This is a genomic window from Propionicimonas sp. T2.31MG-18 (assembly GCF_964266745.1).
GTDB lineage: Bacteria > Actinomycetota > Actinomycetes > Propionibacteriales > Propionibacteriaceae > Propionicimonas.
Genome location: NZ_CAXWGX010000001.1, coordinates 327,330 through 353,148, shown reverse-complemented (window position 1 = coordinate 353,148; position 25,819 = coordinate 327,330). Strand labels below are relative to the sequence as shown.

Here is a 25,819-nt window from a genome sequence, read left to right as displayed (position 1 = left end):
GTGGACCCAGACCGCCGACGTCGGCGGTCTGGGTCCACGTTGCGTGTCGGGGTGGGGCAGTCGCGCGTCCTGCCGGGGTCCTGGCCGCGGCGTCGTCCTGGTCGTGCTGCCGAGCCCGTGGCGCCGCTCGCCTGCCCGTGGCGCCGCTCGTCTGCCCCGTGGCGCCGCTCGTCTGCCCGTGGCGCCGCCCGCCTGCGCGTGGCGCCGCCCGTCTGCCCGTGCGGTCGTCTCGTGCCGTCGCCACCCTCACCAACCGCCGCAAGGTGGACCCAGACCGCCGACGTCGGCGGTGTGGGTCCACTTTGCGGCTTGGTGGCGGGGGTGCGGCGCAGAGGGCGGGGCGAGGGGGTGGCGGAGGAATCCTTTGGTGCGACGGGCAACGGCCAGCGATATTCGTGGGCCGGTTGTGCTCTGTGGTGCGTATTCCGTAATCTGGCTGACTCACGGGGGCGGTAGCGTGAGAGCCGTCAGGCCGGAACGTGACCCTGGAAAGGTGGGTGAATGCAGCACTCGACTGCATTCGAGCGCGGGCGCCCGACGGCGGGGGCCGTCGCTGAGGCGCTGCGCGACAGCCGTCCGGCCGTGTTCTGGCTGGACGGGCTCGACCGGCCCGAGCGCCCGGCGCTGGTGGGCGGGCACGTGGCGGACCTGGTGGTCGTCGGCGGCGGCTACGCGGGGCTGTGGACGGCGGTGCGCGCCAAGGAGCGCGACCCCGGCCTGAGCGTGGTGCTGCTCGAGGCCCACGAGGTCGGCTGGGCCGCCTCTGGCCGCAACGGTGGCTTCTGCGAGGCCAGCCTGACCCACGGCGAGGAGAACGGACGGCGGCGCTGGCCCGAGGAGTTCGACGTCCTCGAACGGCTCGGGGAGGAGAACCTCGACGGCATCGAGGACACCGTGCGCCGCTACGACATGCAGGTGGAGTTCGAGCGCACCGGGCAGCTGTCGGTGGCGGTCGAGCCCCACCAGGTGGCGTGGCTCGCCGGGGATGACGGCTTCCTCGACCAGGCGTCGGTGCGCGCCGAGGTCGACTCGCCGACCTACCTGGCCGGGTCGTGGGACCGCCGCGGGTGCGCGCTGCTGCACCCCGGCCGGATGGCACGCGAGCTGGCCCGGGTCGCCGACGACCTCGGCGTCGAGTTGTACGAGCACTCCGCGGTGACCGGAATCGAGCGGGGCGACCGGCCGGTGGTGCGCACCGCGCGCGGCTGGGTGCGGGCCGGCCGGGTCGCGCTGGCCACCAACGTGTTCCCGCCGCTGCTGAAGCGCAACCGGCTGATGACGGTCCCGGTGTACGACTACGTCCTTGTCACCGAGCCGCTGGACGATGCCCGGCTGTCCGGGATCGGCTGGCGGAACAGGCAGGGCGTGGCCGACCTCGCCAACCAGTTCCACTACTACCGGCTCACCGCGGACAACCGGGTCCTCTTCGGCGGCTACGACGCGGTCTACCACGCCGGGGGCCGCGTCCGGCCCGAGTACGAGGAGCGCCCGGCGACGTTCTCCCGCCTCGCGGGCCACCTGCTGACGACCTTCCCGCAGCTGGAAGGCGTCCGGATCAGCCACCGCTGGGCCGGCGCGATCGACACGTCCACCCAGTTCTGCGCGTTCTACGGGACGGCGTTCCGCGGCCGGATCGCCTACGCCTCGGGTTTCACCGGGCTCGGCGTCGGCGCCACCCGCTTCGCCGCCGACGTGATGCTCGACCTGCTGGCCGGCGCCGAGACCGAGCGGACGGCCCTGGCCATGGTCCGGCGCCGGCCCCTGCCCTTTCCGCCGGATCCGATCGCCGCCGCCGGCATCGCCGCGACGCGGTGGTCGCTGGACCGCGCCGACCACAACGAGGGACGCCGCAACGCGCTGCTGCGCGCCCTCGATGCCGCCGGGCTGGGGTTCGATTCGTGAGCGCCCCCGCCCCCTGGCCGCCGACCCCGGCGACACCGACCATCCACACCCACACCGTGAGCCCCAGAGAGGATCCGTCCGCATGACCGTTGTGCCCCACATCATCGCCGGCAGGGAGGTCACCGGAGACCTCCGCAGCGGGCCCGTCTTCAACCCGGCCACCGGCGAACGCATCGCCTCGGTGGGCTTCGCGGACGCCGCCCGCGTGGGCGAGGCGATCGCGGCGGCGTCCGCCGCCCTGCCCGGCTGGCGCGAGACCGGGCTGATCAAGCGCGCCGACGTCTTCTTCCGCCTGCGCCAGCTGCTGGTGGAGCGGTCGAAGGAGCTGGCCGCGATCATCACGACAGAGCACGGCAAGGTGTTCTCCGACGCGCTGGGTGAGATCAGCCGGGGGATCGAGAACGTCGAGTTCGCCGCAGGCCTGGTCCACCTGCTCAAGGGCGAGTACTCCGAGCAGGTGTCCCGGGGGGTCGACGTCCACTCGGTCAAGCAGCCGGTGGGGGTCGTGGCGGCGATCACGCCGTTCAACTTCCCGATCATGGTGCCGCTGTGGATGACGGCCTCCGCGATCGCCTGCGGGAACACCGTCGTGCTCAAGCCGAGCGAGAAGGACCCGTCCGCGTCGGTGTTCCTCGCCCGCCTGTTCGCAGAGGCCGGCCTGCCTGACGGCGTCCTGAACGTCGTGCACGGCGACGCCGAGGCGGTCACCACCCTGCTCGACGCGCCGGAGGTGCGGGCCGTCAGCTTCGTCGGCTCGACCCCGATCGCCCGCTCGATCTACTCCCGCGCCACCGCCAACGGCAAGCGCGTGCAGGCGCTCGGCGGGGCGAAGAACCACATGATCGTGATGCCGGACGCCGACCTCGACGCCGCTGCGGACGCGGTGGTCTCCGCGTCCTACGGTGCGGCCGGCGAGCGCTGCATGGCCATCTCCGTCCTGGTGCCGGTCGGGGACGCGACGGCCGACGCCCTGCTGCCGCGGATCGCCGAGCGGGTCGCCCGGCTGCGGATCGGTGACGGCACCGACCCCGCCAGCGAGATGGGCCCGCTGATCACGGCGGAGCATCGCGCGAAGGTGGCGTCCTACGTCACCGGCGCCGCGGCCGAGGGGGCGGACGTGGTGATCGACGGCACAGCGCAGGAGTTCGCCGGCGACGGCTTCTTCCTCGGCGTGAGCCTGGTCGACAAGGTGCGCCCCGGCATGCGGGTGTACGACGAGGAGATCTTCGGGCCGGTGCTGTCGGTGGCGCGCGTGGGCAGCTACGCCGAGGCCGTCGCGCTGGTCAACGCCAACCGCTACGCCAACGGCACAGCGATCTTCACCCGCGACGGCGGCACCGCGCGGCAGTTCGAGGTCGACATCGAGGTGGGCATGGTGGGGGTGAACGTGCCGATCCCCGTGCCGGTGGGGGCCTTCTCCTTCGGCGGCTGGCGTGATTCGCTGTTCGGCGACGCGCACATCTACGGCCCGGAGTCCGTGCACTTCTACACCCGCAGCAAGGTCGTCACGTCGCGCTGGCCGGAGCCGAGCGAGTCGCAGGTCGACCTGGGCTTCCCGAGCAACCACTGAGAGGGGTGAGCCGGATGAGTGAGCAGCCGAGTTACGTCGGCCTGGACAACGCGGTGAGGCCGCTGCCCGATCCCGAGGCCGAGGCGGTGGTACGGGCGAACGACCGTGGCCACGTCTTCCACTCCTGGAGCGCCCAGGGCGCGATCGACCCGCTCCCGGTCGCCGGCGGGCAGGGGGCGAGCTTCTGGGACTACACCGGGCGCAGCTACCTCGACTTCGGGTCGCAGCTGGTGAACCTGAACCTCGGCCACCAGCACCCCGACCTGGTCGCGTCCCTGCACCGGCAGGCCGACCGGCTGGTCACCATCCAGCCCGGCATGGCCAACGACGTGCGCTCGGAGCTGGCGCGGCTGATCGTCGAGGTCGCCGGCGAGCCGTTCACCAAGGTGTTCTTCACCAACGGCGGCGCGGACGCGAACGAGTACGCCGTCCGGCTGGCGCGGCACTCGACCGGCCGCAACAAGGTGCTGTCGACCTACCGCAGCTACCACGGGGGGGTCGGGACCCCGATCGGGCTGACCGGCGACCCGCGCCGCTGGGCCAACGAGGCCGCGGCCAGTGGCGTCGTCCACTTCTTCGGGCCCTACCCGTACCGCTCGCCCTTCCACTCCTCCAGCCCGGAGGAGGAGACCGCCCGCGCGCTGGAGCACCTGGAGTCGGTGATCGTCCTTGAGGGTGCGGCCACGATCGCGGCGATCATCCTGGAGACGATCGTCGGCACCAACGGCATCCTGGTGCCGCCGCCGGGGTACCTGGCCGGGGTGAGGGAGCTGTGCGACCGCCACGGCATCGTCTACATCGCCGACGAGGTGATGGCCGGCTTCGGCCGCACCGGCGAGTGGTTCGGCTTCCAGGGCTTCGACACGCGGCCCGACCTGATCACCTTCGCGAAGGGCGTGAACTCCGGCTACGTGCCGCTGGGCGGCGTGGTGATCTCGGAGGCGATCGCCGACACCTTCACCGACAGGGTGTTCTACGGCGGCCTCACCTACTCCGGCCACCCGCTGGCCTGCGCGCTCGGCGTCACCACGTTCGAGGTGTTCCGCCGCGACGGGATCCTCGAGCACGTGCGGGACCTGTCCGACCGAGTCGTGGAGCCCCGCCTGCGGGGGTGGCTGGACACCCACCCGTCCGTCGGGGACGTGCGGGGACGCGGCCTGTTCTGGGCCGTCGAGCTGGTCCGCGACACCGGCACCCGGGAGCCGCTGGTGCCGTTCAACCCGACCCCGGCGCAGAACGCGCCGATGGCGGCCTTCGCCGCGGCCTGCAAGGCCGGCGGGGTGTGGCCGTTCATCCACTACAACCGGACGCACGTCGCGCCGCCCCTGGTGATCACCGAGGCAGAGCTGACCCGCGGCCTCGACGTGATCGACGAAGCACTCACACTCACCGACCAAGCGATGGAGGCATGATGAGCAAGTACGCAGTGACCAACCCGGCCACGTCCGAGGTGCTGGCCGAGTACCCGCAGATCAGCGACGCGGACCTCGCCGAGGCCATCGGCAGGGCGAACGCTGCCACCCGCGGCTGGGGTCGCAGCAGCACCATCGCCGAGCGGGCCGAGCTGGTGCGCCGGATCGGCGACCTGCACGCCGAGCGCCGCGACGAGCTCGCCGCCGCGCTGGTCAAGGAGATGGGCAAGCCGCTGGCACAGGCCTACGGCGAGGTGGACTTCGCCGCCGACATCTACCGCTACCACGCGGAGATCGCGCCGGAGGAGCTGGCCGACCAGCCGATCGGGCTGCGTGCCGGCACCGGTTCCGCCGTCATCCGCAACGCGCCGCTGGGGGTCATCCTCGGCGTGATGCCGTGGAACTTCCCCTTCTACCAGGTGGCACGGTTCGCCGGTCCCAACCTGGCGATCGGCAACAGCGTGCTGCTCAAGCCGGCGTCCCAGTGCCCCCAGACCGGCGAGCTGATCGCGAAGATCTACGCCGACGCCGGGGCCCCCGAGGGTGCGTTCGAGATGATCTTCGCCGGCACCGACCAGATCGCCGGCGTGATCGCCGACCCCCGGGTGCAGGGCGTCTCGCTGACCGGCTCGGAGCGGGCGGGCATCGCGGTGGCCGAGCAGGCGAGCCGGCACCTGAAGAAGGTCGTGCTCGAGCTGGGTGGCACCGATCCGTTCATCGTGCTCTCCACCGACGACCTGGACGCGGTGGTCGCCGACCTGGTGGCCGGCCGGCTCGACAACTCCGGCCAGTCCTGCAACGCGCCCAAGCGGGCGATCGTGGTCTCGGAGCTCTACCCGGCGTTCACCGAGAAGCTCGTGGCGGCGATGGCGAAGGTCGAGGCGACCGACCCGTTCAGCGAGGGCTGCGAGCTCGGTCCGGTCTCCTCGCTGGGGGCCGCGGAGGGGCTGGCCGACCAGGTGCGCCGCGCAGTGGAGGCCGGGGGGCAGCTGCTGCTGGGCGGCACGAGGGACGGCGCGTTCTTCGCCCCGACGGTCATCGCGGGCATCCCGCGCGGCAGCGACATCTTCTACGAGGAGATGTTCGGCCCGGTCGCCCTCGTCTACGAGGTGGCCGACGAGGACGAGGCCGTCGCGGTGGCCAACGACACCCCGTTCGGTCTGGGCTCCTACCTGTACTCCACCGACCCCGCGCAGGTCGACCGGGTGGCCAACCAGATCGACGCCGGGATGGTGTTCGTCAACTGCGTGCTGGCCGACGGGGCCGAGCTGCCCTTCGGCGGCGTGAAGCGCAGCGGGTTCGGCCGCGAGATGGGCCGGCTGGGCGCCACCGAGTTCGTGAACAAGAAGCTCATCCGGATCGCCTGATCCGGCCACGCCGTGGCTCGGCCGGGGCCGGTGGGCCCGCGCCCCGGTCAGCCGCGCAGCGTGCGCTCCAGCAGTGCCCGGACCTCCTCAGGCAGGACGTGCTCGGCGACCTCGACGTCCAGGTCGGCGTCCCGGCACACGACGCCGTAGCAGAACGCGTCCGGGACCGGGCTGCCCGTGGCGGCGAGGCGGGGCAGCGTGCGGCCGGCGAGGAGCCCCGACCACGCGCTCCGGTCGCCGCGCGGCAGGTCGGCGAGGCTCGTCCGGCGTTCGCGGACGATGCCCGCCACGCCCCCGGTGCGGCGCACGAGCAACTCGGCGCGGGGGTCGACACCGGCCGGCGCGCCGGGTGACGCCGGCGCACCGATGACGCCGACCGCCTGCCACGCCGCCCGGATCGCGGCCGCCTCCGCCCCGTCCCCGTACCGCGCGAGTGCGGCCGCGACGGACAGCGCTGCGAACTCCTCGAAGCCGCTGCCGGAGCGCAGGTCGCCCCCGGTGAGCACGTCGTACCAGACCCGACCCGCGCGTTCCCACGCCGGGCCGCCGATGGTGGTCGCGGCCAGGGCGAACGCCCGGTTGGGGATGCCCGAGTTGTAGTGCACCCCGCCGTTGTCGTCGGTGGTGCGCACATAGCCGCTCATGTGGTCCGGCTGCGGGTCGCGGCCCAGGCGGGGGTCGTCGTACGCGGTCCCGGGGTGCAGCATGCTGCGCAGCGCCGTCCCCTTCACCCCGGGGAGCAGCAGGTCGGCCCCGATCAGCCAGTCGGCCTCGCCCGCGTCCTGCCCGGCGGCGTACTGCGCCACCAGGCTGCCGAACACGTCGGCCATCGACTCGTTCAGGGCACCCGGCTGGCCGGAGTAGGTGAGGTTGGCCGTCCGCTCGACGACGCCGTGGGTGAGTTCGTGGCCGATCACGTCGAGGCTGGCGGTGAAGCGCCCGAAGATCTCCCCGTCCCCGTCGCCGAACACCATGCGCGAGCCGTTCCAGAACGCGTTCTGGTAGCCCCGCCCGTAGTGGACGGTGCCGCGGAGCGTCAGCCCGACGCCGGCGATCGAGTTGCGCCCGTACACCTCGTCGAAGAGCCGCCAGGTGGCGCCGAAGCCGTCGTAGGCCTCGTCCGCGGCGGCGTCACCGGTCGCGGGTGCACCCTCCGAACGGACGGTGCGTCCCGGGAGTTGCTCGGTGCCGCCGGCGTCCGCCACCTCCCGGGACGGGCCGGCGGGTGCGGCGGCACCCGGCGGGCGGACCGTGGGCGCAGCGCCGTGCCCGGAGGCCCGCGCGCTGCGCTGGTGGGCGTCGGCGTCGAGGGTGAGGCGTGCCAGCGGTGCGATCGCCGCGTCGCTCTCGGCGAGGTGGCGCAGCAGGAACGGCGGGACGATGTGGGCCGCGAGCCCCCAGGGGTGGGTCATGCTCCCAGCATGCCCGCGCCCACCGACAGCCGCACCGCAGGCCTCACCCGGCGGGCTCGGAGATGTCCGCCAGGCCGGCGCCGAGGGCGGCCAGGGCCGCGTCCGCGTCGACCAGCACCGTGGCCCCGTGCTCGCCGGCTCCGAGCGAGATGGTGCGCCCGGCGATCGTGGCATCGGCCACCACCGGCCACGGCCGCGTCGAACCGAACGGGGTGATCGTGCCGCGCTCGTAGCCGGTGGCCGCCTGGGCAGCGGCCGCGTCCGGCAGCGAGAGGCGGTTCACCCCGAGGTGGGCACGCAGCAGCGGCCAGGAGATCTGGCGGTCGCCGGGCACGAGAACGAACAGGTAGTCGTCGTCACCGCGGCGCACGACGAGGGTCTTGACGATGTCGGCGGGGCTGATGCCGCGCAGCGCAGCGGCCTCGGCCAGCGAGGACGCCCTGCGGTGGCGCACGACGCGGTAGGCGATGCCGGCGGCGGCCAGTGCGGCCTCCGCCGGCGCTGCCGGGACGGCGTCCGGCTCAGGTGTGGAGGTACTCAAGCAGGTGGTTGCGTTCGTCGGTGAGTTGGTCGATGCGGTACTTCACGACGTCACCGATCGAGATGATCGCGACCAGCTTCCCGTCCTCGGCGACCGGCAGGTGCCGGAAGCGGGAGTAGGTCATGGTGTGCGCGGTCGACTCGAGGCTGTCCTCTGCGCTGCAGGTCTTCACGTCGGCGGTCATGATGGCCGAGACCGGCTGCGAGAGCACGGCGGCACCGTCGGTGGCGAGGTGCCGGACGACGTCGCGCTCGCTGACGATCCCGTTGATGGCGGACCCGTCCTCGCTGACCACGACGGCGCCGATGTTGAACCTGCCCAGCAGGTCGATCAGGTCGGAGACGGTGGCGGCCGGAGTGATCGTCACCACGTCCGCGCCCTTCTTGCGGATGATGTCCTCGATCTTCATGGCTCGGACGCTACCCGCCGTGGCCCTCCAGCACCAGAGCCTGCCCAGTGCGGCAAGTGCCTCTTGGTAGGGTCTGCGGGCATGAGCACCCGACGGAGTTCGCCTCCTCCGCTGCGCTCCCCCGAACTCCGCGGGAGGCCCGCATGACGGAGCAGCGCCCGCGGACGCGGGCGGTGCGGGCGGGGATCAACATCGACCCGGCGCACAGCGCGGTGGTGCCCCCGGTGTTCCTGTCGACGACCTACGCCTTCTCCGGCATCGGCCGGCCCGGCGAGTACGACTACAGCCGGTCCGCCAACCCCACCCGCAGCGTGCTGGCCTCGGCGGTCGCCCAGCTGGAGGGCGGCGCCGGCGGCGTGATCACCGCCTCCGGGATGGCGGCCGTCACGGCCACCCTCCTCGGCCTGCTGCCCCCCGGGGGCACGCTGGTGGCCGCCTTCGACGCCTACGGCGGGTCCTGGCGCCTCTTCGACGCCCTCGAGCGCACCGGCCGGCTCGTGCTGCGGCTGGCCGACTTCACCGACCCCCGCGCGCTGGACGACCTGGCCGGCGCCGACCTGGTGTGGCTGGAGACGCCGTCCAACCCCTTGCTGCGGGTCACCGACCTCGCGGCCACCTGCGCCGCCGCCCACGCCGCCGGGGCACGAGTGGTGGTCGACAACACCTTCGCCAGCCCCGCGGTGCAGCGTCCGCTGGAGTTCGGGGCGGACGTCGTGGTGCACTCCGCGACGAAGTACCTCAACGGCCACAGCGACGTCGTCGCGGGGGCGATCGTCGCCGGGACCCGCGAGGTCGCAGACGAACTCGCCTGGTGGGCGAACACGCTCGGTGTCACGGGCGGCGCGCTCGACTCCTACCTCGCCCTGCGCGGCCTCCGCACGCTCCACCTGAGGATGGCGGCCGCCCAGGCCAACGCCGCGGCCGTCGCAGACCTGCTGGTCTCCCACCCGGCCGTCACCGCCGTCCACTACCCGGGCCTGCCCACGCATCCCCAGCACGCCCTCGCCACCCGTCAGATGGACGGCTACGGCGCGATCGTCACGTTCGACGTCGGCACCGAGGCCGCCGTCCGGGCGCTGGTGGACGGGATGGAGTGTTTCTGTCTCGCCGAGAGCCTCGGCGGGGTGGAGTCGCTCATCTCGCACCCGGCCACGATGACCCACGCCGCGATGCCGCCGGAACTGCGGGCCGGGGCGGGCATCACCGAGGGCATGCTGCGGCTCAGCCTCGGCGTGGAGGACCCCGCCGACCTGGTCGCGGACCTGAGGAACGGGCTGGACCGGGCGCTCGACGCCTGACCCGGGCGGGCCTTCAGCGCGGCGGGGGCAGGGCAGCGCCGGGCGGCCTGGTGGGTCCGGAGGCGTCACCATGGCAGCCGCAGTCGCAGTGCCAGACGTACGTGGCCCTGGCCGGCCCCATCCGGATGCTCCCGACGCAGCCGTCGTGGTCCCGGGCGATGCAGCGCCCGCATCGAATGCCGCTCACGCCAGGCCCCGCGCCGGGCTCGGGGACACGTCCCACGGACACGCCGGACAAGAGCATCCGGGGCCACGGCCCCACCCACCGAGCGCCCGCGCTCCCTTCGCCGCCTCCATGGTCCGCCCTTCCCGATCGTTGCCCCCACCGTAACGCGGGGGCTGTCCGGGGCGGCAGGGGAGTTCCTGCCACCCCGACGGTGCGGCAGCGCCGCGAGGCTCCCCTTACCCGCCCGCGCTCCGGCCGAACCGGTGGCGGTCAGCGGCTGAACAGCGCGCGCAGGAAGAACAGCAGGTTGGCGGGACGCTCGGCGAGGCGGCGGACGAGGTAGCCCCACCAGTCGGTGCCGAAGGGGACGTAGACGCGCACGGTGTGGCCGGCGGCGGCCAGCCGCCGCTGCTCGTCGGACCGGATCCCGTAGAGCATCTGGTACTCGTAGCTGCCCGGCGCCCGGCCGTGTCGCAGGGCGAGCTCGCCGACCGCGGCCACCATCTCCGGATCGTGCGTGGCGAACATCGGGTAGCCCTCCCCTGCCAGCAGCGTGCGCGCGCAGGCGACGTAGGAGGTGGACACCTCCTCCCGCGTCTGGTGGGCGACCTCTGCCGGCTCGGCGTAGGCGCCCTTGCACAGGCGGATCCGCGAGCCGGGCCCCGCGAGAAGGACGCAGTCGTCGAGCGTCCGGTGGAGGTACGCCTGGAGCACGCCGCCGGCGTCGGGGTACGCGCGGCGCAACTCGGCGAGGATCCCCAGCGTCGCGTCGGTGGTCGTGTGGTCCTCTGCGTCCACCGTGATCGTCGTGCCGGCCCGGGCGGCCGCCGCGCAGATCTCGCGGGCGTGGGCGAGCGCGAGCTCTCGCCCGCCGGGCAGCGCCAGGCCGAGCGCGGTCAGCTTGACCGAGACCTCCGCGGTCGCGGCGAGGCCCTCCTCCTCCAGCCGCGAGAGCAGGCCGAGGTAGGCGTCCCGGACGGCCTCTGCCAACGCCGGGCTCGTGGTGTCCTCCCCGAGCACGTCGATGCTGGCCCGCAGCCCGTCGGCGGCCAGCCGGCGCACCGCGGCGATGCAGTCCTCCACCCTCTCGCCGGGCACGAAGCGCGCCACGAGCGCCGCCGTCGCCGGCAGCCGCAGCGCGAACGCCTTCAGCCGGGCGCTGCCAGAGGCGGCCAGCAGGCCGCGCCGCACCAGGTCGGCGATCATCGTGCCTCCAGCAGGTCGGCGACGCGGTCGGCGGTGAGCTCGTCGAGGGAGTCGAGGACGAGGTCGGCGAGGGCGAGGGTCTTCGCGGGAGGCGGGTTGAAGTGCGGGGGGATGGCGATGACGGCCAGCCCGGCGGCACGGGCGGACAGGATGCCGTTGTGGGCGTCCTCGACCGCGACCGACCGGGTCGGGTCGGCGCCGAGCCGGCGGCAGGCCTCGAGGTAGACGTCCGGCGACGGCTTGCCGGCCTGGAGTTCCTCCGTGCTCAGCGTGGTGCCGAACACCCCGTCCAGGCCCATCGCGTGGACGGCGGCGTCGATCAGGACTCTCGGGGACGAACTGGCCAGTCCCACCGGCCAGCGCCCGGCCATCCTGCGGACGGCGGCGACCGCCCCGGGCAGCAGGTCGAGCCCCGCCTCGTAGTGGGCCACCATCGCGCCGATCGTGCGGCGGGCGGCGTCGTCCGCATCCCCCTCCAGGCCCACCACGTCGCTGAGGTAGGCCGACCACTCCTGGGTCGACATGCCCATCATCGCCCTGCTCGCCTCGGCCGGCCAGGGGCGCCCTTCGGCCTCGGCGAGGCCGCGCCGCACCACGTCCCAGACGTGCTCGGTGTCGGTCAGCGTCCCGTCCATGTCGAACACCACAGCGCTCATGCCCGCCATTCTCACCCCTGGGACGGAGCGCGGCGAACCGGGTCCGGCCCGCGCCCGCCCCCGGCGGTGGCCGGGGATGCCCGGGGCCCTCGCGGCGTCGCTACCATCGAACCCGTGGACGATGTCGCGCGACCCCGGCTGGTGATCACCGCCGACGGGCGCGCCGTCCGGCCCCGCCCCGCGATCCAGGTGCGGCAGCACACCCTGCGTCCGCGCGGGCTCGCGCCGCTGGACGCGCTGGTGGCGACCCCACCGGAGCCGGCCGGGGTTCTCGTGTACTTCCCGGGGTTCAACACCACCCTCGGGCCATGGGAGATCGCGAAGTGCGCGCACCTCGCCGACGCCACGTCGCTGACCGTCGTGGTGACCGAGATCCCCGGCATGAGCAGGTTCGCCGACCCGATCCCGCGGACGATCCGCAAGGAGATGCTCCGGGGGCGCATCGAGGCGTGGGCCGAGCTGAATCTCGCCTACGTCCGCGAGGCGCTGGACGTCGGTGACGTCGGCAACACCGAGTACCTGCAGGTGCTCGGCTACTCGACGGGCTGCTCGCTGGCCGTCGCGTCGCTGCCCGTGCTGGGGGAGTGGGGGCCGATCGAGGGCCTCAACCTCGTGGAGCCCGTGGCGATCACCGAGCGCAACATCGCCGCGCTCCAGGCCCACAACCTCGCCGACTGGGGGCGCATGCCCCGCGTCCTGGCCACGAACAAGGGCCACGAGTGGGTTGTCGCCGCCCGGAGGGCGCAGGAGCGCGAGCCGTCGGTGCGCTACTCCCCGGTCGACCTGGTCGCGATCGCGCAGGTGCTGGCCACCCAGGGCCTCCTCGACGGGCTGGACGCGGTCGAGCTCGCACGGGTCGCGCTGGTGCGTGGCTCGCGGAGCTCCCTGTGCCGCCTTCGCGACTACGACCGGTTGCACGAACTGCTCTGCGAGCGGGGTGTTCCGGGGCCGACGATCACGGTGGACGGACTCGGCCACCAGCTGTGGCACTCCTTCCCGGTCATCGTCCAGCTCACGAAGGCGATGCTCGGCGACGTCGGCCTTCCGGGCTGACCCGCCGTGCCGGGTCGGCGACGGTGACAGGGCGATCAGGGAATACCCCCAGGCGACCCACAGTTGAGTCTGGTGAACTCAATCTGTGGAGTTGAGCGTGCTAAGCTCAACCCCGTCCAAGACTCAACCGGAGGTAGTACACCATGGCACGAGCAGTCGGCATCGACCTCGGCACCACCAACTCTGTCGTCGCCGTTCTCGAGGGCGGCGAACCCACCGTCATCCCCAACGCCGAGGGCTCGCGCACCACGCCGTCCGTGGTCGCCTTCGCGAAGGGCGGGGAGGTCCTGGTCGGTGAGGTCGCCAAGCGGCAGGCCGTCACCAACGTCGATCGCACGATCCGTTCGGTGAAGCGTCACATGGGCACCAACTGGACCGTCGACATCGACGACAAGAAGTACACCCCGCAGGAGATCTCCGCGCGGGTGCTGATGAAGCTGAAGCGGGACGCCGAGGCCTACCTGGGCGAGCCGGTCACCAACGCGGTGATCACCGTCCCGGCCTACTTCGGCGACGCCGAGCGGCAGGCCACCAAGGAGGCCGGCGAGATCGCGGGCCTCGTGGTCGACCGGATCATCAACGAGCCGACCGCCGCGGCGCTGGCCTACGGCCTGGACAAGGGCCACGTCGAGCAGACCATCCTGGTCTTCGACCTCGGCGGCGGCACGTTCGACGTGTCCCTGCTGGAGATCGCCGAGGGCGTCTTCGAGGTGAAGGCCACCAAGGGCGACAACCGCCTCGGTGGCGACGACTGGGACCAGCGCGTCGTCGACTGGCTGGTGACCCAGTTCAAGAACAAGAACGGCATCGACCTGAGCAAGGACAAGATGGCCCGCCAGCGCCTCCAGGAGGCGGCCGAGCGCGCCAAGATCGAGCTGTCCAGCGCCCAGGAGACCGCGATCAACCTGCCCTACATCACGGCCGGTGCCGAGGGCCCGCTGCACCTGGACGAGCGCCTCACCCGCGCGGAGTTCCAGCGCCTGACCCAGGACCTGCTGGACCGGTGCCGGGCGCCGTTCAACGCGGTGATCGCCGACGCCAACACCTCGATCGGCAAGATCGACCACGTGATCCTGGTGGGCGGCTCGACCCGCATGCCGGCCGTCGTCGACCTGGTCAAGGAGCTGACCGGCGGCAAGGAGCCCAACAAGGGCGTCAACCCCGACGAGGTCGTGGCACTGGGCGCGTCCCTGCAGGCCGGCGTGCTGAAGGGCGAGGTGAAGGACGTGCTGCTGCTCGACGTCACCCCGCTGAGCCTCGGCATCGAGACCAAGGGCGGCGTGATGACCAAGATCATCGAGCGCAACACGACGATCCCGACCAAGCGCAGCGAGGTGTTCACCACGGCGGAGGACAACCAGCCGTCGGTGATGATCCAGGTGTACCAGGGCGAGCGTGACTTCGCCCGCGACAACAAGAGCCTGGGCAACTTCGAGCTCACCGGCCTGATGCCCGCCCCGCGCGGCGTCCCGCAGGTCGAGGTCGCGTTCGACATCGACGCCAACGGCATCGTCCACGTCCACGCCAAGGACCTGGCCACCGGCAAGGAGCAGTCGATGACCGTGACCGGCGGTTCTGCCCTCGGCCGCGAGGACATCGACCGGATGGTGAAGGAGGCCGAGGCGCACGCGGCGGAGGACCACAAGCGCCGCGAGGCGGTCGAGATGCGCAACGAGGCCGACAACCTCGCCTTCCGCACCGAGAAGCTGCTGGCCGACAACGCCGAGACCCTCCCCGAGGACACCAAGGCGCCCGTCGTCGAGGCCCTCGCCACGCTGAAGGAAGCCCTGAAGACCGACGACAACGACGCGGTCAAGGCGGCGATGGACGACCTCAACACCAAGGCCGCGACCATGGGCCAGGCGATGTACGCGGCCGCCCAGGCCGCCCAGCAGGCCGAGGCCTCCGCCCCGTCCGACGCCGGCTCCGGCCCCGCGGCCGCGGACGACGACGTGGTGGACGCCGAGATCGTGGATGAGGACGGCAAGGAAAAGTGAGCGGATCCGACACGATGCCCGAGCCGGAGGACGGCCTGGTGCCCGAGCCCGGTGAGGGCTACGTGCCCGACGGCGAGGCCGGCGGGGACGGTGCGGAGGAGCCGCTGGAGGCGAAGGCCTCCCCGGTCCTGGACGCCAAGGTGGCCGAACTGCAGGAGCTGGTGGACGAGCGGACCGCCGACCTCCAGCGCCTGCACGCGGAGTACGCCAACTACAAGAAGCGGGTGGACCGCGACCGGGCACTGTCGCGCCAGGGCGGGATCGAGGCGGTCGTGCTCGACCTCCTCCCCGTCCTCGACAGCGTCGAGGCCGCGCGCGAGCACGCCGAACTGGTGGGCGGGTTCAAGCTGGTCGCCGACGAGCTGGAGAAGATCACGGCCAAGTACGGCCTGGAGACCTTCGGCGAGGTGGGTGAGCCGTTCGACCCGCAGGTGCACGACGCCCTGATGCAGATGCCGTACGAGGGAGAGGTCAGCGAACCGACGATCTCCGCGGTGATGCAGCGCGGCGTGAGGCTGAACGACCGGGTGCTGCGACCGGCCCGCGTGGGCGTCGCGAACCCCGAGTAGGAGGAGAGGAGGCGCGATGAGTACCAAGGACTGGCTGGAGAAGGACTACTACAAGGTGCTCGGCGTCGCCTCCGACGCCACGCCGGAGGACATCAAGAAGGCGTTCCGCAAGCTGGCCCGGCAGTACCACCCGGACCAGAACAAGGACAACGCCGGCGCGGAGTCACGGTTCAAGGAGATCTCCGAGGCCAACGCGATCCTGTCCGACCCGGCCAAGCGCAAGGAGTACGACGAGGCGCGCCGGCTGTTCGGCGGCGGGGGGTTCCGCTTCCCCGGCGCCGGGCAGGGCGGCCCGTCCATGGAGGACCTGTTCCGCAACGCGACGGGCGACTCCGGCATCTCCGACCTGTTCGGCAACCTGTTCGGCGGGAGCACCAGCCGCCGGACGAGCCGCGGCCCGCGCCGGGGCTCGGACATCGAGGGCGAGGTCACCATCGACTTCGCCGACGCCCTCGCCGGCTCCACGGTGACCATGCAGACCACCTCGGACGCCGCCTGTCCCACCTGCCACGGGACGGGGGCCCGCCCGGGCACCCAGCCCACGGTGTGCCGCGCCTGCCAGGGCAGCGGCATGCAGACGTCCACGTCCGGCGGGGTGTTCGCGGTGAGCGAGCCCTGCCGCGAGTGCCGGGGCCGCGGCATGGTGGTCGAGAGCCCGTGCCCCACCTGCGCCGGCAGCGGACGGGGGCAGTCCACCCGCAGCATGCAGGTGCGCATCCCCGCCGGCGTGACCGATGGCCAGCGCATCCGCATCAAGGGCAAGGGCGGCGCCGGCGAGAACTCCGGCGCGGCCGGTGACCTGTACGTGCTCGTGCACGTCCGGCCCCACCGCGTGTTCGGGCGCAAGGGCGACCACCTCACGGTGACGGTCCCGGTGACGTTCGCCGAGGCAGCGCTCGGCGCGGAGATCTCCGTGCCCACCCTCGACGACGGCCCGGTGCGGCTGAAGGTCCCGGCCGGCACCCCGAACGGGCGGACGTTCCGCGTCCGCGGTCGCGGGGTGAAGGGCGGGGCGGCCGACGGCGACCTGCTCGTCACCGTCGAGGTGCAGGTGCCCAAGCACCTGTCGGAGGACGCGCGGGCCGCGCTCGCGCAGTTCCAGAGCCTGGCCGGCGGCGGCGACCCGCGCGCCCACCTGCTCGAGGGCCACCGGTGACCGCGGGACTGCCGGACCGGCTGGACGCCGACGCCCCGATCTTCGTGATCTCCGTCGCGGCCCAGCTGGCCGAGATGCACCCGCAGACGCTGCGCGGCTACGACCGGCTCGGCCTGGTCGTGCCCGGCCGGACCCGGGGGCGCGGCCGCCGCTACTCGCTGCGCGACATCGCGAAGCTGCGGCACATCCAGTACCTGTCCCAGAACGAGGGCATCAACCTCGAGGGCGTGCGCCGGATCCTCGCGCTGGAGGCGGAGCTCGACGGGCTGCGCCAGCAGCTCACGCGGCTCGCCGAGGTCGTGCAGGAGCTCCAGCTGCTGCCGGAGGGATCGCGGCTGTTCACCGCGGAGGCCGGGGGGCCGGTGCACATCGGACGCGCGCGGCTGCGGCGTCCGCTGGCCCTGCCGCCGGCCTGAACCCGCTTCGGTCCTCGGGCAGACTGGGCGGCGTGCCCCGCTCCGTCCCCGGTCCGCTGCGTCCCGCCTGGAGCGTGCGCGCGCGAGTGATCGCCGCCGTCGTGGTGCTCACCGGGCTCGCCCTCCTGCTGTCGGGGGTCATCGTCTACAACCGGGGCCACGCGCTCACCCAGGAGCGCGTCGCCGCGGAACTGGGGCGCGCGGCCGACGAGTTCCGCGCCCTCGCCACCGAGGGGCTCGATGCCGCGACCGGTGCCCGGTTCGCCGCGGCGGAACCCCTGCTGCGCGTGGCCGTCCAGCGGTCGGTCCTCGCCCCCACCGAAGGCGTCCTGGGGATCGTCGACGGCCGGGTGCGCTGGGCCGCCCAGTCCGGCGTCGAGCTGAGGCTCGAGGACGACCCCGAGTTCGTCGCGGCCGTGCTGCCGCTCGCCAGTGCCTCGACGATCAGCCAGGGCACCCTGGCCACGTCCCTGCGCGACTACCGCTACCTCGTGGTGCCCGTCGGGTTCGGGGACGCCGCCCCGTCCGGGGCCCTCGTCCGCGCGGTCGACTTCGGCGCGGAGGAGGCGCTCCTGGGCGAGGTGTCGCGGAGCTTCGTCCTGGTGGCGGTCGGGTCGCTGCTGCTGGTCGGCCTGCTCATCTGGCTGCTGGTGGGACGGCTGCTCGAGCCCATCAGCTGGATGCGTCGGACGGCCGACGAGATCTCCGAAACCGACCTCGGCGCGCGCATCCCGGTGCGGGGGGCCGACGACGTGTCCGCCCTCGCGGAGACCTTCAACAGCATGCTGGACCGGCTCGAGGGCGCCGTCGGCGCACAGCGGGCCCTGCTGGACGACGTGGGCCATGAGCTGCGGACGCCACTGACGATCATGCGCGGGCACCTGGAACTGCTCGACCCCCACGACCCCGACGACGTCGCCGCCACCCGGGCGCTCGTGCTCGACGAGGCCGACCGGATGGGTCGCCTCGTGGACGACCTGCTCGCCCTCGCGAAGGCCGAGCGGGCCGAGTTCATGCAGCCCGAGGCCACGGACCTCGCCCGGCTGACCGACGAGACCCTGGTGAAGGCGACCGCGCTCGGCCCCCGTCACTGGGTGCTCGACGAGCTCGCGGAGGCGGAGGTGGTGCTCGACCCGCAACGCGTGGCGCAGGCGTGGCTGCAGCTGGCGGCGAACGCCGTCCGCTTCTCCGCGGACGGCAGCACAGTCGGCCTCGGCAGCAGGATCGAGGGGGAGCAGGCCCGGTTGTGGGTCCGGGACGAGGGCGCCGGCATCGACCCGGCCGACCACGAGCGCGTCCTGCGGCGCTTCGAACGCGGGTCGGCGGCCGGCGGGAGCGGACTCGGCCTGGCCATCGTGGCGGCGATCGCGCGGGCGCACGGCGGCCGGGTGGAGATCGAGTCGGAACGCGGACGGGGCAGCCGCATCAGCATGGTGGTGCCCGTGCGGACGGAGGAGGACGGATGAGCCAGATCCTGATCGTCGAGGACGAGCCGCGGATCGCGGCGTTCGTGGCGAAGGGGCTCCGGGCCGCGGGTTTCACGACCCTGGTCGAGTCCTCCGGGGAGGCCGCGGTCGAGCTGGCGCTCGGCGAGCAGATCGACCTCGTGGTGCTCGACGTCGGCCTGCCCGGCATCGACGGGTTCGAGGTGCTGGCCCGGCTGCGCGGCCAGGGTGCCACGATGCCGGTGATCATGCTCACGGCCCGCTCCTCGGTGGCCGACCGCGTCCAGGGGCTGCAGTCGGGCGCGGACGACTACGTCCCCAAGCCGTTCGCCTTCGAGGAGCTCCTCGCCCGGATCCAGCTGCGTCTGCGCACCGAGGGCGTGCCCGACCCGTCGCTCGTGCTCTCCCACGGCGACCTGTCGCTCGACCTGCGGACACGTCGCGCGGACGTGGCCGGGCGCAGCGTCGACCTGACCGCGCGCGAGTTCACCCTCGCCGAGATGTTCCTGCGCAACCCGGGGATGGTGCTCAGCAGGGAGCAGTTGTTGTCCGGGGCGTGGGGCTACGACTTCGACCCGGGCTCGAACGTCGTCGACGTCTACGTCCGCTACCTGCGCCGCAAGTTGGGGGCGGAGCGGTTCGAGACCGTCCGCGGGATGGGCTATCGCCTGGTCTCCCCGTCGTGATCGGTGAGGTCGCGGCGACTCCCCGCTGGGCGGCCACGCTTGCCGACCGGTGACTCCTAGTCGTCCGGCGTCTCCGCACTCGGCGGGGACACCGGCGAGGGGCCGGTGGTGTCGTCGGTGTCGGTGGGGTCGGCCGAGGGACGGGCCGTCGGGCTCTCGCCCGGGAGCGCTGTGCCGGAGACCGTGACCGCGGGACGCGGCGCAGGCGGCTCCGCGGCCTCGCCGTTCCCGGTCACCAGCAGCCCGGTGGCGAAGGTCGCCACCCCGAGCGCACCCGAGACGGCCCAGGCCGTGGTCGCCGTGATCCTCATCCGTCCTCCTCCTCCGTTCACCGTAGCCGCCGGCCGGTGACCACTGAAGGGCCCGCCGGTGAGGGTTCTCTCATGCTGCGCGGCCGGCCCACTGCTCGGCCGACGCGAGCCGGGTCGCCGCCTGGCCGGCGTCCCCGGCGACCAGGCTGAGCAGGACGGCGGACACGCGCGCCGCCAGCGCCGCCGGCTCGGGCGTGGCTGCGGCGAAGGCCTCCCACCAGGCCTCCAGCAGCGCGGGCACCGCCGCGTAGTGGCCGGGCGACAGCGACGGGAGAACCGCCAGGTGGGCGAGCAGGCAGGCCAGGTCGTCCTCCCGGTGGCCGGGGCCGGCCGCGTCCAGGTCGATCAGCGACAACCGGCCGTCCTCGACCATGATGTTGGCCTCGTGGAGGTCGCCGTGGGTGGGCACGGTGGGCCCGACGGGTGCGGTGGCGAGGACCCGCTCGAGCCGCGTCCGCAGTGCGCCGACCCGACCGGCGGCGTCGGGGAGGCGGTCGACAGCAGTGGCGGCGTGGAAGTCGAGCCTTTCTGCCCAGGGCGCGCGCCGGGGCAGCGACACCAGGCCGGGGGGCAGCCGGTCGAGGAGGGCGAGCAGGTCGCCGGCACCCGGCAGCCCGAGCCCCGGGTCGGCGAGGTGCGCGGCCAGGGGACGCCCGCCCGCGGCCGGCGTGACCAGCACGCCCGGCGCGGGCCGGGACAGCAGCGCGGGCGTGAGGCCCGCACCGGCGAAGAGCCCCTGCCGTTCGGCAAGGGCGTCGGCCCGCCCTGGCCGCAGCACCTTGAGATAGGCCACGTCGGCGTCCGCCGTGGCGCGCAGGACCGCCCGGCGCAGCGGCCGGTAGCCCAGCAGCGACAGGTCGAACCGTTCGGGACGGACGCCGAGCCACCCCATCACGGTCGCGGGGTCACAGGACGGGGCCAGGCCCGGCAGGCGGGGGTCGTCGGGATGGCGCCAGACGGCGAACCGCGACGCCCCCCGGGCCAGCACCGCCGCGGGGGCTCCGACGGCGGACGTGGTGGCGAACAGGTGTTCCACGACGTGGCCGCCCGGGGTGTCGTACCCGACGCGGTACCCCGCGGTCACCTCCGCGCCCGGGCGGTAGTGCCAGTCGGTGAGCGCTGCCGTGAACCCTGCGGGTTCCGGCCCGCCCGTGAGGGCGGCCGCGAGCAGCCCTCCCGCGTCCGTGGATCGCAGGAGGGCTGCCGCCGCCGTGAGGTCGTCCACCCGGTCAGTCTGCCGAAGGGGCGCTCGGAGCGCTGGTCGGGCTGGTGGGCGAGTTGGGGGTGTTCGGGGTGTTGGGGCTGTTGGGCGTGTTCGGGCTGTTGGGCGTGTTCGGGGTGTTGGGCGTGTTGGCGGTGTTGGGCGTGTTGGCGGTGTTGGCCGTGGCCGGTGTCGCCGGGGTGTTCGCGGTGGGCGCGGTGTTCGCCGTGACGACCGTGGGCGACGACGCCGCCCCCGCGGTGCCGGACGGGGTCGCGGTGGGCGCGGGTGACGACGGGACCGTCACGCTGCTCGTCGGGCTCGGCGTGGGCGTGGCCTCCTCGGCCATGGCGACGGCGGTTCCCCCCAGCAGCGTGACGCCGATCGCGCCGGTGACGGCCCACAGGGCGGTGGAGCGGTTGATCCTCATGGTGGTTCCTTCCTCGTGTCTTGCGGTGATGGGGACGAGTCCACCAGCGCCGCGTGAGACCACCGGGAGAACTCCATGAGAGACCTCTCACGCCCGACCGCAGCGCCAGAGGTGGCGGCGGGAGGCTGCGGCGTCAACCTTTGTCTACGACTGTCTTGAACAATTCGGGCCGCAGTGGTCAACTAACCCGTTGAACCGTGGACGCCGTTCGCGGGCTCGGGGTCACTGTGCGAAGGCATCAGGCCGTCCTCACCGACGGCCCCCACGCCGGGGTCCCGGGCAGGCCGCGCTGAGGGGAAACAGGGCGATCACGGTTCACTCGGACGACCGGGCTTGGCGGAGAACGGTCGTCCGGACCAGCCGGACCCACCCGCCGCGTCGGGAGACCGGCGCGGCCGGTGGGGCCAGCCGTCGCCGACGTTCCCGTCCCACCTGTCGCCGTCCCCGCGCGGGGAACAGACGCCGCACGCGCGCCGCGGCTAGCCTTTTCCGGACGAGACGGAAGGGCCGAGCGTGAGCGACACAGCGACCACGACCCGGCGTACCGGCATCCTCGCGGTGGTGCTGGTTGCCGGCGCGATCGCGGTCGGTGCGCTGCTGGTCTACGGGCTGGTGGTCACGTCCGGGACCGCGGGGATGCTGGGCGACCTGGACATCTACCGCGGCGCCATCTCCTACGCGTTCGGCGGCGGGAACCTCTACGAGTACACCTACACCCACCCGACGGTGCACGGACTGGGCTTCACCTACCCGCCGTTCGCCGCCATCCTGCTGACCCCGTTCGCCCTCATGGACTCCCTGACGGCCAAGGTCGTCTGGACCGTCCTCACCTTCGCCGTCGTCGTGGCCTGCCTCGCCGTCCTCGTTCGGGCGTCCGGACGCGACCGCGGGGCCGACGGGACGCGCTCGTCCACGCTCGGCGTGGCGTGGGTCGCCGGGCTCGCCGTACCGGTGATGGCGACCTACCCGTTCCTGCACAACCTGATCGTCGGCCAGGTCAGCCTCTTCGTGATCGCGCTCGCGCTGTGCGACCACCTGCTCCCACGCCGCTGGCAGGGTCTTCTCGTGGGCCTGGCGGGAGCGATCAAGCTCACGCCGCTGGTGTTCCTGCCCTACTACCTGCTCACCCGCCAGTGGCGGCAGGCCGCGGTCTGCGGCGGAACCTTCGCCGCGGCAACGGGGCTGGCTCTCGCCGTGCTGCCCGGTCCGTCCGTGGCGTACTGGACGGACAAGCTGTGGCAGACCGGCCGCGTCGGGCGGACCGACTCGACGGTGAACAAGTCACTGCTGGGCACGCTGGCCCGCCAGCTCCCCGACGGCGCCCCCGTGACGCTGGTGTGGCTGGGCGTGGCCGCCGCGGTCGCCGCGCTCGCGTACTGGCGGGCGGCGCAGCACCTCCGCGACGGCGACCTGCTCTCCGCCACCCTGGCGGTCGGAGCCCTCTCGGTCGCAGTGTCGCCGATCTCGTGGCCGCACCACCAGCTCTGGCTGGTGCTCGCCGCGGCCTGGTACCTGCTCCAGCGGGGTCCGCTGCCCGTGGCGCTGGGCGCCGTCCTGTTCGTCATCTTCCTCGGCTACCCGTGGTTCGGCGACTACCCGGCCGGCACGGTCGGCACCCTGCTGGGTGCCGGGGTCGAGCTGCCCGCCCTGGCCGTCCTGCTGGTGCTCGGGTTCGGCCTGCGGCCCGGGCGGCGGAGGCCGGACCTGCCCGGCGCGACGCCGTGACGACGACGTCGGAGCCGCGTCCGTGGGGGGTCGGGCGCCGGGGCATCGCCCTCGCGGGGATCGCCGGGGGGCTGACAGTCCTGGGCTCCTTCGTCGTCGCGCTGGTGCGGGACGTCCGGTACACCGACTACGAGGTGTACCGGGGGGCCGTCCAGTACCTCCTCGACGGACGCGGCCTGTACGACTTCGTGCTCGAGGGGCTCCCCGGCCAGCACATGCCCTTCACCTATCCGCCCTTCGCGGCGCTGGTGTTCCTCCCGTCGGCGTGGCTCCCCCTGGGCGTGGGGCTGTACGGCTGGATGGCGGTCCTCGCGCTGCTCACGGTGGGGCTGGCGGCGGTGGTGATCGACCGGTCACCCGCCCGCGCCAGGAAGGGGACGACGGAGGGCCGGCTCGTGCTCGGCCTCGGCGCCCTGGGCCTGCTGCTCAGCGAGCCCGTGGTGAACGGCATCACGGTGGGCCAGGTCAGCCTGGCGCTGGTCGCGGCGGTGATCGCGGACGCCGTCCTGGTGCCCCCGCGCTGGCGGGGCGTCCTCGTCGGCCTCGCCGGCGCGATCAAGCTGACCCCGCTGGCCTTCATCCCCTACTTCCTGGTCACCCGGCAGTGGCGCGCCGCGGCGGTCGCCTCCGCCACCGCTGCGGGGGCGACCGCGCTGGGCTTCCTGGTGCTGCCCGGGGAGTCGGTGCGGTACTGGACCCAGCTCCTGCTGGACACGAGCCGGGTCGGGGAGGTGGACGGGGTCCGGAACAAGTCCCTGCTCGGGGTGATGGCGCACTGGGGCATCGGGGGGGATGCGCAGCGCCTGCTGTGGCTGGTGCTGGTGCTCGTCATCGGTGGCGTCGCCCTGGCCAGGGCGCGACGCCACCACCTCGACGGGGACGAACTGGCCGCCGTCCTCGTCGTCGGAATGATGACCACCGTGGTCAGCCCGATCAGCTGGCCGCACCACCTCGTGTGGCTCCCCCTCGCCGGCCTGTTCCTCGCCCTGCGCGGGGGATGGGCCCGCTGGGCGGGGTGGGCGGTGCTCGTCGGCTTCTCCGCGCTGGTACCCACGATCAGCTTCCGGCCGGACCTTCCCACAGGCCTGCTGCTGCTCGGCGACTCGGCCACCCTCGTGCTCGTCCTGTTCTGCCTGCTCGGGCTGCCCAGGACCCCGTCGCAGGCACCGGCCGTGCCGGCGCACACGCGGTGAGCCGGCCGGGCATCGGACCGGCCAGCCTGGTCGCGTCCGGGTTGCCGCGTCCCCGCCTCGACGCGCTCGTGCTCACCGGCACCCGCCTCGACCACTACCGTCGGCGCCTCGACCGCCCCGACCGTCCGTGGGAGCGGGTCGCGACCGTCGTGACGGGGGCCACCGGCCCCGGCGTGCTCGTCCGCAGGGGGCGCCGCCTGTTCGCGGTCGTGCCGACCGGGAACGGCTCGACCGTCCACGTCCATGGGCGGGACGGCTGGCGACCGGCGATCGGCGTCACGATCCGGCCGCTGGAGGGCGCCGGGGACGCCGGAACGTTGTCCCCGGCGCAGGTCGTGGCCGGATCGCGACAGGTCCGGGCGGTGGCGGTGGCGTCGGTCCCGGGCGGCGGGCACGCCCTTGTCGACGAGGACGGGTCGATCTTCGGCTACCACCGCACCCCGGGCGGCGCCTGGGAGCGGTCCTCCTGCCTGCGCCTGGTCGACGAGGAGCCCTTCTCCGTCGCGACGACCGAGTCGGTGAAGCTGGCGCAGGTGACCGGCGAGCGGGACGCGACCCCGACGCCCTGGGGTGAGCGGGCACCGACCCTGTCGTCGTCGCTGTCGACCGCCGGAGTGCGCGGCACCGACCTCGGCGTGCGGGTCGACCACGCCGGCCGCAGCTTCCTCCTCTTCGGCGACACCCACTGGGCCGCACGGCCGTGGCTGGCCACCCGCGACGCGATCGCCGAGGTTCTGCCGGACGCGGGGCCTGACGTCCCCGGCCTGCTCGCGCCCGGGCTCCCCGGCGTCCGGTTCCACGGCTCTCCGCTGAAGGTCGTCGGACGCCGCGCCGGGCGGGTCACCATGCGCGAGTACGACGTGCCCCTGGACGGCTTCTCGCACGGCGGCCGGCTGTACGCCTTCTTCACGTCCGACCACTTCCGCGGCCACCGGGTGATGGGACGCTCGGTGCTGGCGAGGGCGGTCGAGCAGGACCTGGTGATCGACCCGTCCACGCGTCGCAGCCCGGTGCGGTTCGAGGCGGTCCGGACGTTCAGCGCGCGGCACTTCGTGAACGTGTCGGTGCAGCAGCGTCCGGCGGCAGCCGTGCCGGGCTGTGGTGGGGACGGAGAGGTGCTGCTGGTGTGGGGGAGCGGTCCGTACCGGGCCTCCGACCCCCGCCTCGCCGTGCTCGACCAGCCTGCCCTGGCCGCGCTCGCCGCCGGGGAGGCCCCGGCCGCGCGCTACTGGGCGGGGTCGGGCTGGTCGGACGCGGAGGACGACGCCGCGCCCCTGTTCGGCCCGGCAGCGCTGGGCGAGCTGTCGGTGCGCTGGGTGGCCGCCGCCGGACGGTACGTGCTGCTCACCACGTCCGCCCCGGAGGAGCCGATCGGCCCGTCCGTCGTGCTGCGCACCGCCACGGCGCCGCAGGGTCCGTGGTCGCCCCGGCTCCGGCTGCTGGACTGGGTGCGGACCGGCATGAGCACCGACCCGAACACGCGGTTCATCAAGGCCTCGCCCGCGGACGAGGTCGGCGACCGGGTGTTCCGCGCCCAGGCACGCCGGACGGGCGCCGCCTACGCGCCCTACCTCTTCGATGCCGCCGTCGAGGGCGACGACCTCGTGCTGCGCTACACCCTGTCGACGTGGAACCCCTACCAGGTGGTGCTGATGCGCCACCGCCTTCCGCGGGCGGACCTGCCGGGCTGAGCCGGCG

General features: G+C 73.4%; 23 protein-coding genes. 15 read left to right on the top strand and 8 right to left on the bottom strand.

Annotation, left to right across the window (positions count from 1 at the left end; translation table 11 throughout):
* The first annotated feature begins 501 nt into the window (after positions 1-501).
* The 4 genes from ACFQQJ_RS01490 (at position 502) to ACFQQJ_RS01475 (ending at position 6,251) form a co-directional block, all read left to right on the top strand.
* Complete coding sequence (locus ACFQQJ_RS01490) at positions 502-1,902, top strand: NAD(P)/FAD-dependent oxidoreductase (protein ID WP_377103344.1); 1,401 nt, start codon at positions 502-504, stop codon at positions 1,900-1,902.
* Positions 1,903-1,984: 82 nt separating this feature from the next.
* Positions 1,985-3,472: a CoA-acylating methylmalonate-semialdehyde dehydrogenase gene (locus ACFQQJ_RS01485; protein WP_377103342.1), complete on the top strand. Its 1,488-nt coding sequence runs from the start codon at positions 1,985-1,987 to the stop codon at positions 3,470-3,472.
* A 14-nt stretch (positions 3,473-3,486) separates the two neighbouring features.
* Entirely contained in the window at positions 3,487-4,884 is a 1,398-nt protein-coding gene (locus tag ACFQQJ_RS01480; RefSeq protein ID WP_377103340.1) for an aspartate aminotransferase family protein, read from the top strand.
* Complete coding sequence (locus ACFQQJ_RS01475) at positions 4,884-6,251, top strand: NAD-dependent succinate-semialdehyde dehydrogenase (RefSeq protein WP_377103338.1); 1,368 nt, start codon at positions 4,884-4,886, stop codon at positions 6,249-6,251. The genes ACFQQJ_RS01480 and ACFQQJ_RS01475 overlap by 1 nt, the downstream gene beginning before the upstream one ends.
* A 47-nt stretch (positions 6,252-6,298) precedes the next feature.
* On the opposite strand, the gene ACFQQJ_RS01470 is transcribed toward ACFQQJ_RS01475, so the two are convergent.
* Genes ACFQQJ_RS01470 through ACFQQJ_RS01460 form a run of 3 tightly spaced genes read right to left on the bottom strand, consistent with a single transcriptional unit; the run spans position 6,299 to position 8,613 of the window.
* A complete protein-coding gene (locus ACFQQJ_RS01470; protein WP_377103336.1) occupies positions 6,299-7,663 on the bottom strand; it encodes a protealysin inhibitor emfourin in 1,365 nt (454 codons plus the stop codon).
* 43 nt (positions 7,664-7,706) lie between these two features.
* Complete coding sequence (locus tag ACFQQJ_RS01465) at positions 7,707-8,204, bottom strand: aminoacyl-tRNA deacylase (RefSeq protein ID WP_377103334.1); 498 nt, start codon at positions 8,202-8,204, stop codon at positions 7,707-7,709.
* Entirely contained in the window at positions 8,185-8,613 is a 429-nt protein-coding gene (locus ACFQQJ_RS01460; RefSeq protein WP_377103332.1) for a CBS domain-containing protein, read from the bottom strand. The genes ACFQQJ_RS01465 and ACFQQJ_RS01460 overlap by 20 nt, the downstream gene beginning before the upstream one ends.
* A gap of 143 nt (positions 8,614-8,756) precedes the next feature.
* On the opposite strand from ACFQQJ_RS01460, the gene ACFQQJ_RS01455 reads away from it, so the two are divergent.
* Positions 8,757-9,911 carry a trans-sulfuration enzyme family protein gene (locus tag ACFQQJ_RS01455; protein WP_377103330.1) on the top strand — a complete coding sequence of 385 codons (1,155 nt, stop codon included), beginning with the start codon at positions 8,757-8,759 and terminating at the stop codon, positions 9,909-9,911.
* A 436-nt stretch (positions 9,912-10,347) separates the two neighbouring features.
* Here ACFQQJ_RS01455 and ACFQQJ_RS01450 read toward each other — a convergent pair whose 3' ends face one another.
* Together ACFQQJ_RS01450 and ACFQQJ_RS01445 are read right to left on the bottom strand one after the other, a co-directional pair.
* Positions 10,348-11,283 (bottom strand): proline dehydrogenase family protein, encoded by a 936-nt coding sequence (locus tag ACFQQJ_RS01450; protein WP_377103328.1) that lies wholly within the window; start codon positions 11,281-11,283, stop codon positions 10,348-10,350.
* Positions 11,280-11,939, bottom strand: coding sequence for an HAD family hydrolase (locus ACFQQJ_RS01445; RefSeq protein ID WP_377103326.1), 660 nt, complete (start codon positions 11,937-11,939; stop codon positions 11,280-11,282). Before ACFQQJ_RS01445 ends, ACFQQJ_RS01450 begins: the two co-directional genes overlap by 4 nt.
* A gap of 114 nt (positions 11,940-12,053) precedes the next feature.
* On the opposite strand from ACFQQJ_RS01445, the gene ACFQQJ_RS01440 reads away from it, so the two are divergent.
* The 7 genes from ACFQQJ_RS01440 to ACFQQJ_RS01410 all read left to right on the top strand — a co-directional run bounded on the left by ACFQQJ_RS01440 (position 12,054) and on the right by ACFQQJ_RS01410 (position 19,261).
* Positions 12,054-12,992 (top strand): hypothetical protein, encoded by a 939-nt coding sequence (locus tag ACFQQJ_RS01440; RefSeq protein ID WP_377103324.1) that lies wholly within the window; start codon positions 12,054-12,056, stop codon positions 12,990-12,992.
* A gap of 143 nt (positions 12,993-13,135) precedes the next feature.
* Complete coding sequence (dnaK, locus tag ACFQQJ_RS01435; RefSeq protein WP_377103322.1) at positions 13,136-14,989, top strand: molecular chaperone DnaK; 1,854 nt, start codon at positions 13,136-13,138, stop codon at positions 14,987-14,989.
* Complete coding sequence (gene grpE / locus ACFQQJ_RS01430) at positions 14,986-15,558, top strand: nucleotide exchange factor GrpE (RefSeq protein ID WP_377103320.1); 573 nt, start codon at positions 14,986-14,988, stop codon at positions 15,556-15,558. The genes dnaK and grpE overlap by 4 nt, the downstream gene beginning before the upstream one ends.
* Positions 15,559-15,574: 16 nt before the next feature.
* Positions 15,575-16,714 (top strand): molecular chaperone DnaJ, encoded by a 1,140-nt coding sequence (dnaJ, locus tag ACFQQJ_RS01425; RefSeq protein ID WP_377103318.1) that lies wholly within the window; start codon positions 15,575-15,577, stop codon positions 16,712-16,714.
* Positions 16,711-17,130, top strand: coding sequence for a heat shock protein transcriptional repressor HspR (locus ACFQQJ_RS01420; protein WP_377103316.1), 420 nt, complete (start codon positions 16,711-16,713; stop codon positions 17,128-17,130). Before dnaJ ends, ACFQQJ_RS01420 begins: the two co-directional genes overlap by 4 nt.
* Positions 17,131-17,162: 32 nt before the next feature.
* On the top strand, positions 17,163-18,596 hold the full coding sequence (locus ACFQQJ_RS01415; RefSeq protein ID WP_377103314.1) for a sensor histidine kinase: 1,434 nt from the start codon (positions 17,163-17,165) through the stop codon (positions 18,594-18,596).
* The gene (locus tag ACFQQJ_RS01410) at positions 18,593-19,261 is read left to right on the top strand and encodes a response regulator transcription factor (RefSeq protein WP_377103312.1); all 669 of its coding nucleotides are present in this window, start codon (positions 18,593-18,595) and stop codon (positions 19,259-19,261) included. Before ACFQQJ_RS01415 ends, ACFQQJ_RS01410 begins: the two co-directional genes overlap by 4 nt.
* A gap of 56 nt (positions 19,262-19,317) precedes the next feature.
* Here the strand turns inward: ACFQQJ_RS01410 and ACFQQJ_RS01405 are convergent, their stop codons facing one another.
* From ACFQQJ_RS01405 to ACFQQJ_RS01395, 3 genes are all read right to left on the bottom strand, one after another.
* Positions 19,318-19,572, bottom strand: a complete 255-nt coding sequence (locus tag ACFQQJ_RS01405; RefSeq protein ID WP_377103310.1) for a hypothetical protein — start codon at positions 19,570-19,572, stop codon at positions 19,318-19,320.
* A gap of 70 nt (positions 19,573-19,642) precedes the next feature.
* Entirely contained in the window at positions 19,643-20,797 is a 1,155-nt protein-coding gene (locus tag ACFQQJ_RS01400) for a phosphotransferase (protein WP_377103308.1), read from the bottom strand.
* A 4-nt stretch (positions 20,798-20,801) separates the two neighbouring features.
* A complete protein-coding gene (locus ACFQQJ_RS01395) occupies positions 20,802-21,203 on the bottom strand; it encodes a hypothetical protein (RefSeq protein ID WP_377103306.1) in 402 nt (133 codons plus the stop codon).
* Positions 21,204-21,716: 513 nt separating this feature from the next.
* On the opposite strand from ACFQQJ_RS01395, the gene ACFQQJ_RS01390 reads away from it, so the two are divergent.
* Genes ACFQQJ_RS01390 through ACFQQJ_RS01380 form a run of 3 tightly spaced genes read left to right on the top strand, consistent with a single transcriptional unit; the run spans position 21,717 to position 25,812 of the window.
* Entirely contained in the window at positions 21,717-22,928 is a 1,212-nt protein-coding gene (locus ACFQQJ_RS01390) for a glycosyltransferase 87 family protein (protein ID WP_377103304.1), read from the top strand.
* The gene (locus ACFQQJ_RS01385) at positions 22,925-24,121 is read left to right on the top strand and encodes a glycosyltransferase 87 family protein (RefSeq protein WP_377103303.1); all 1,197 of its coding nucleotides are present in this window, start codon (positions 22,925-22,927) and stop codon (positions 24,119-24,121) included. Before ACFQQJ_RS01390 ends, ACFQQJ_RS01385 begins: the two co-directional genes overlap by 4 nt.
* Positions 24,118-25,812, top strand: coding sequence for a DUF4185 domain-containing protein (locus tag ACFQQJ_RS01380; RefSeq protein WP_377103301.1), 1,695 nt, complete (start codon positions 24,118-24,120; stop codon positions 25,810-25,812). Before ACFQQJ_RS01385 ends, ACFQQJ_RS01380 begins: the two co-directional genes overlap by 4 nt.
* Positions 25,813-25,819: the final 7 nt, after the last annotated feature.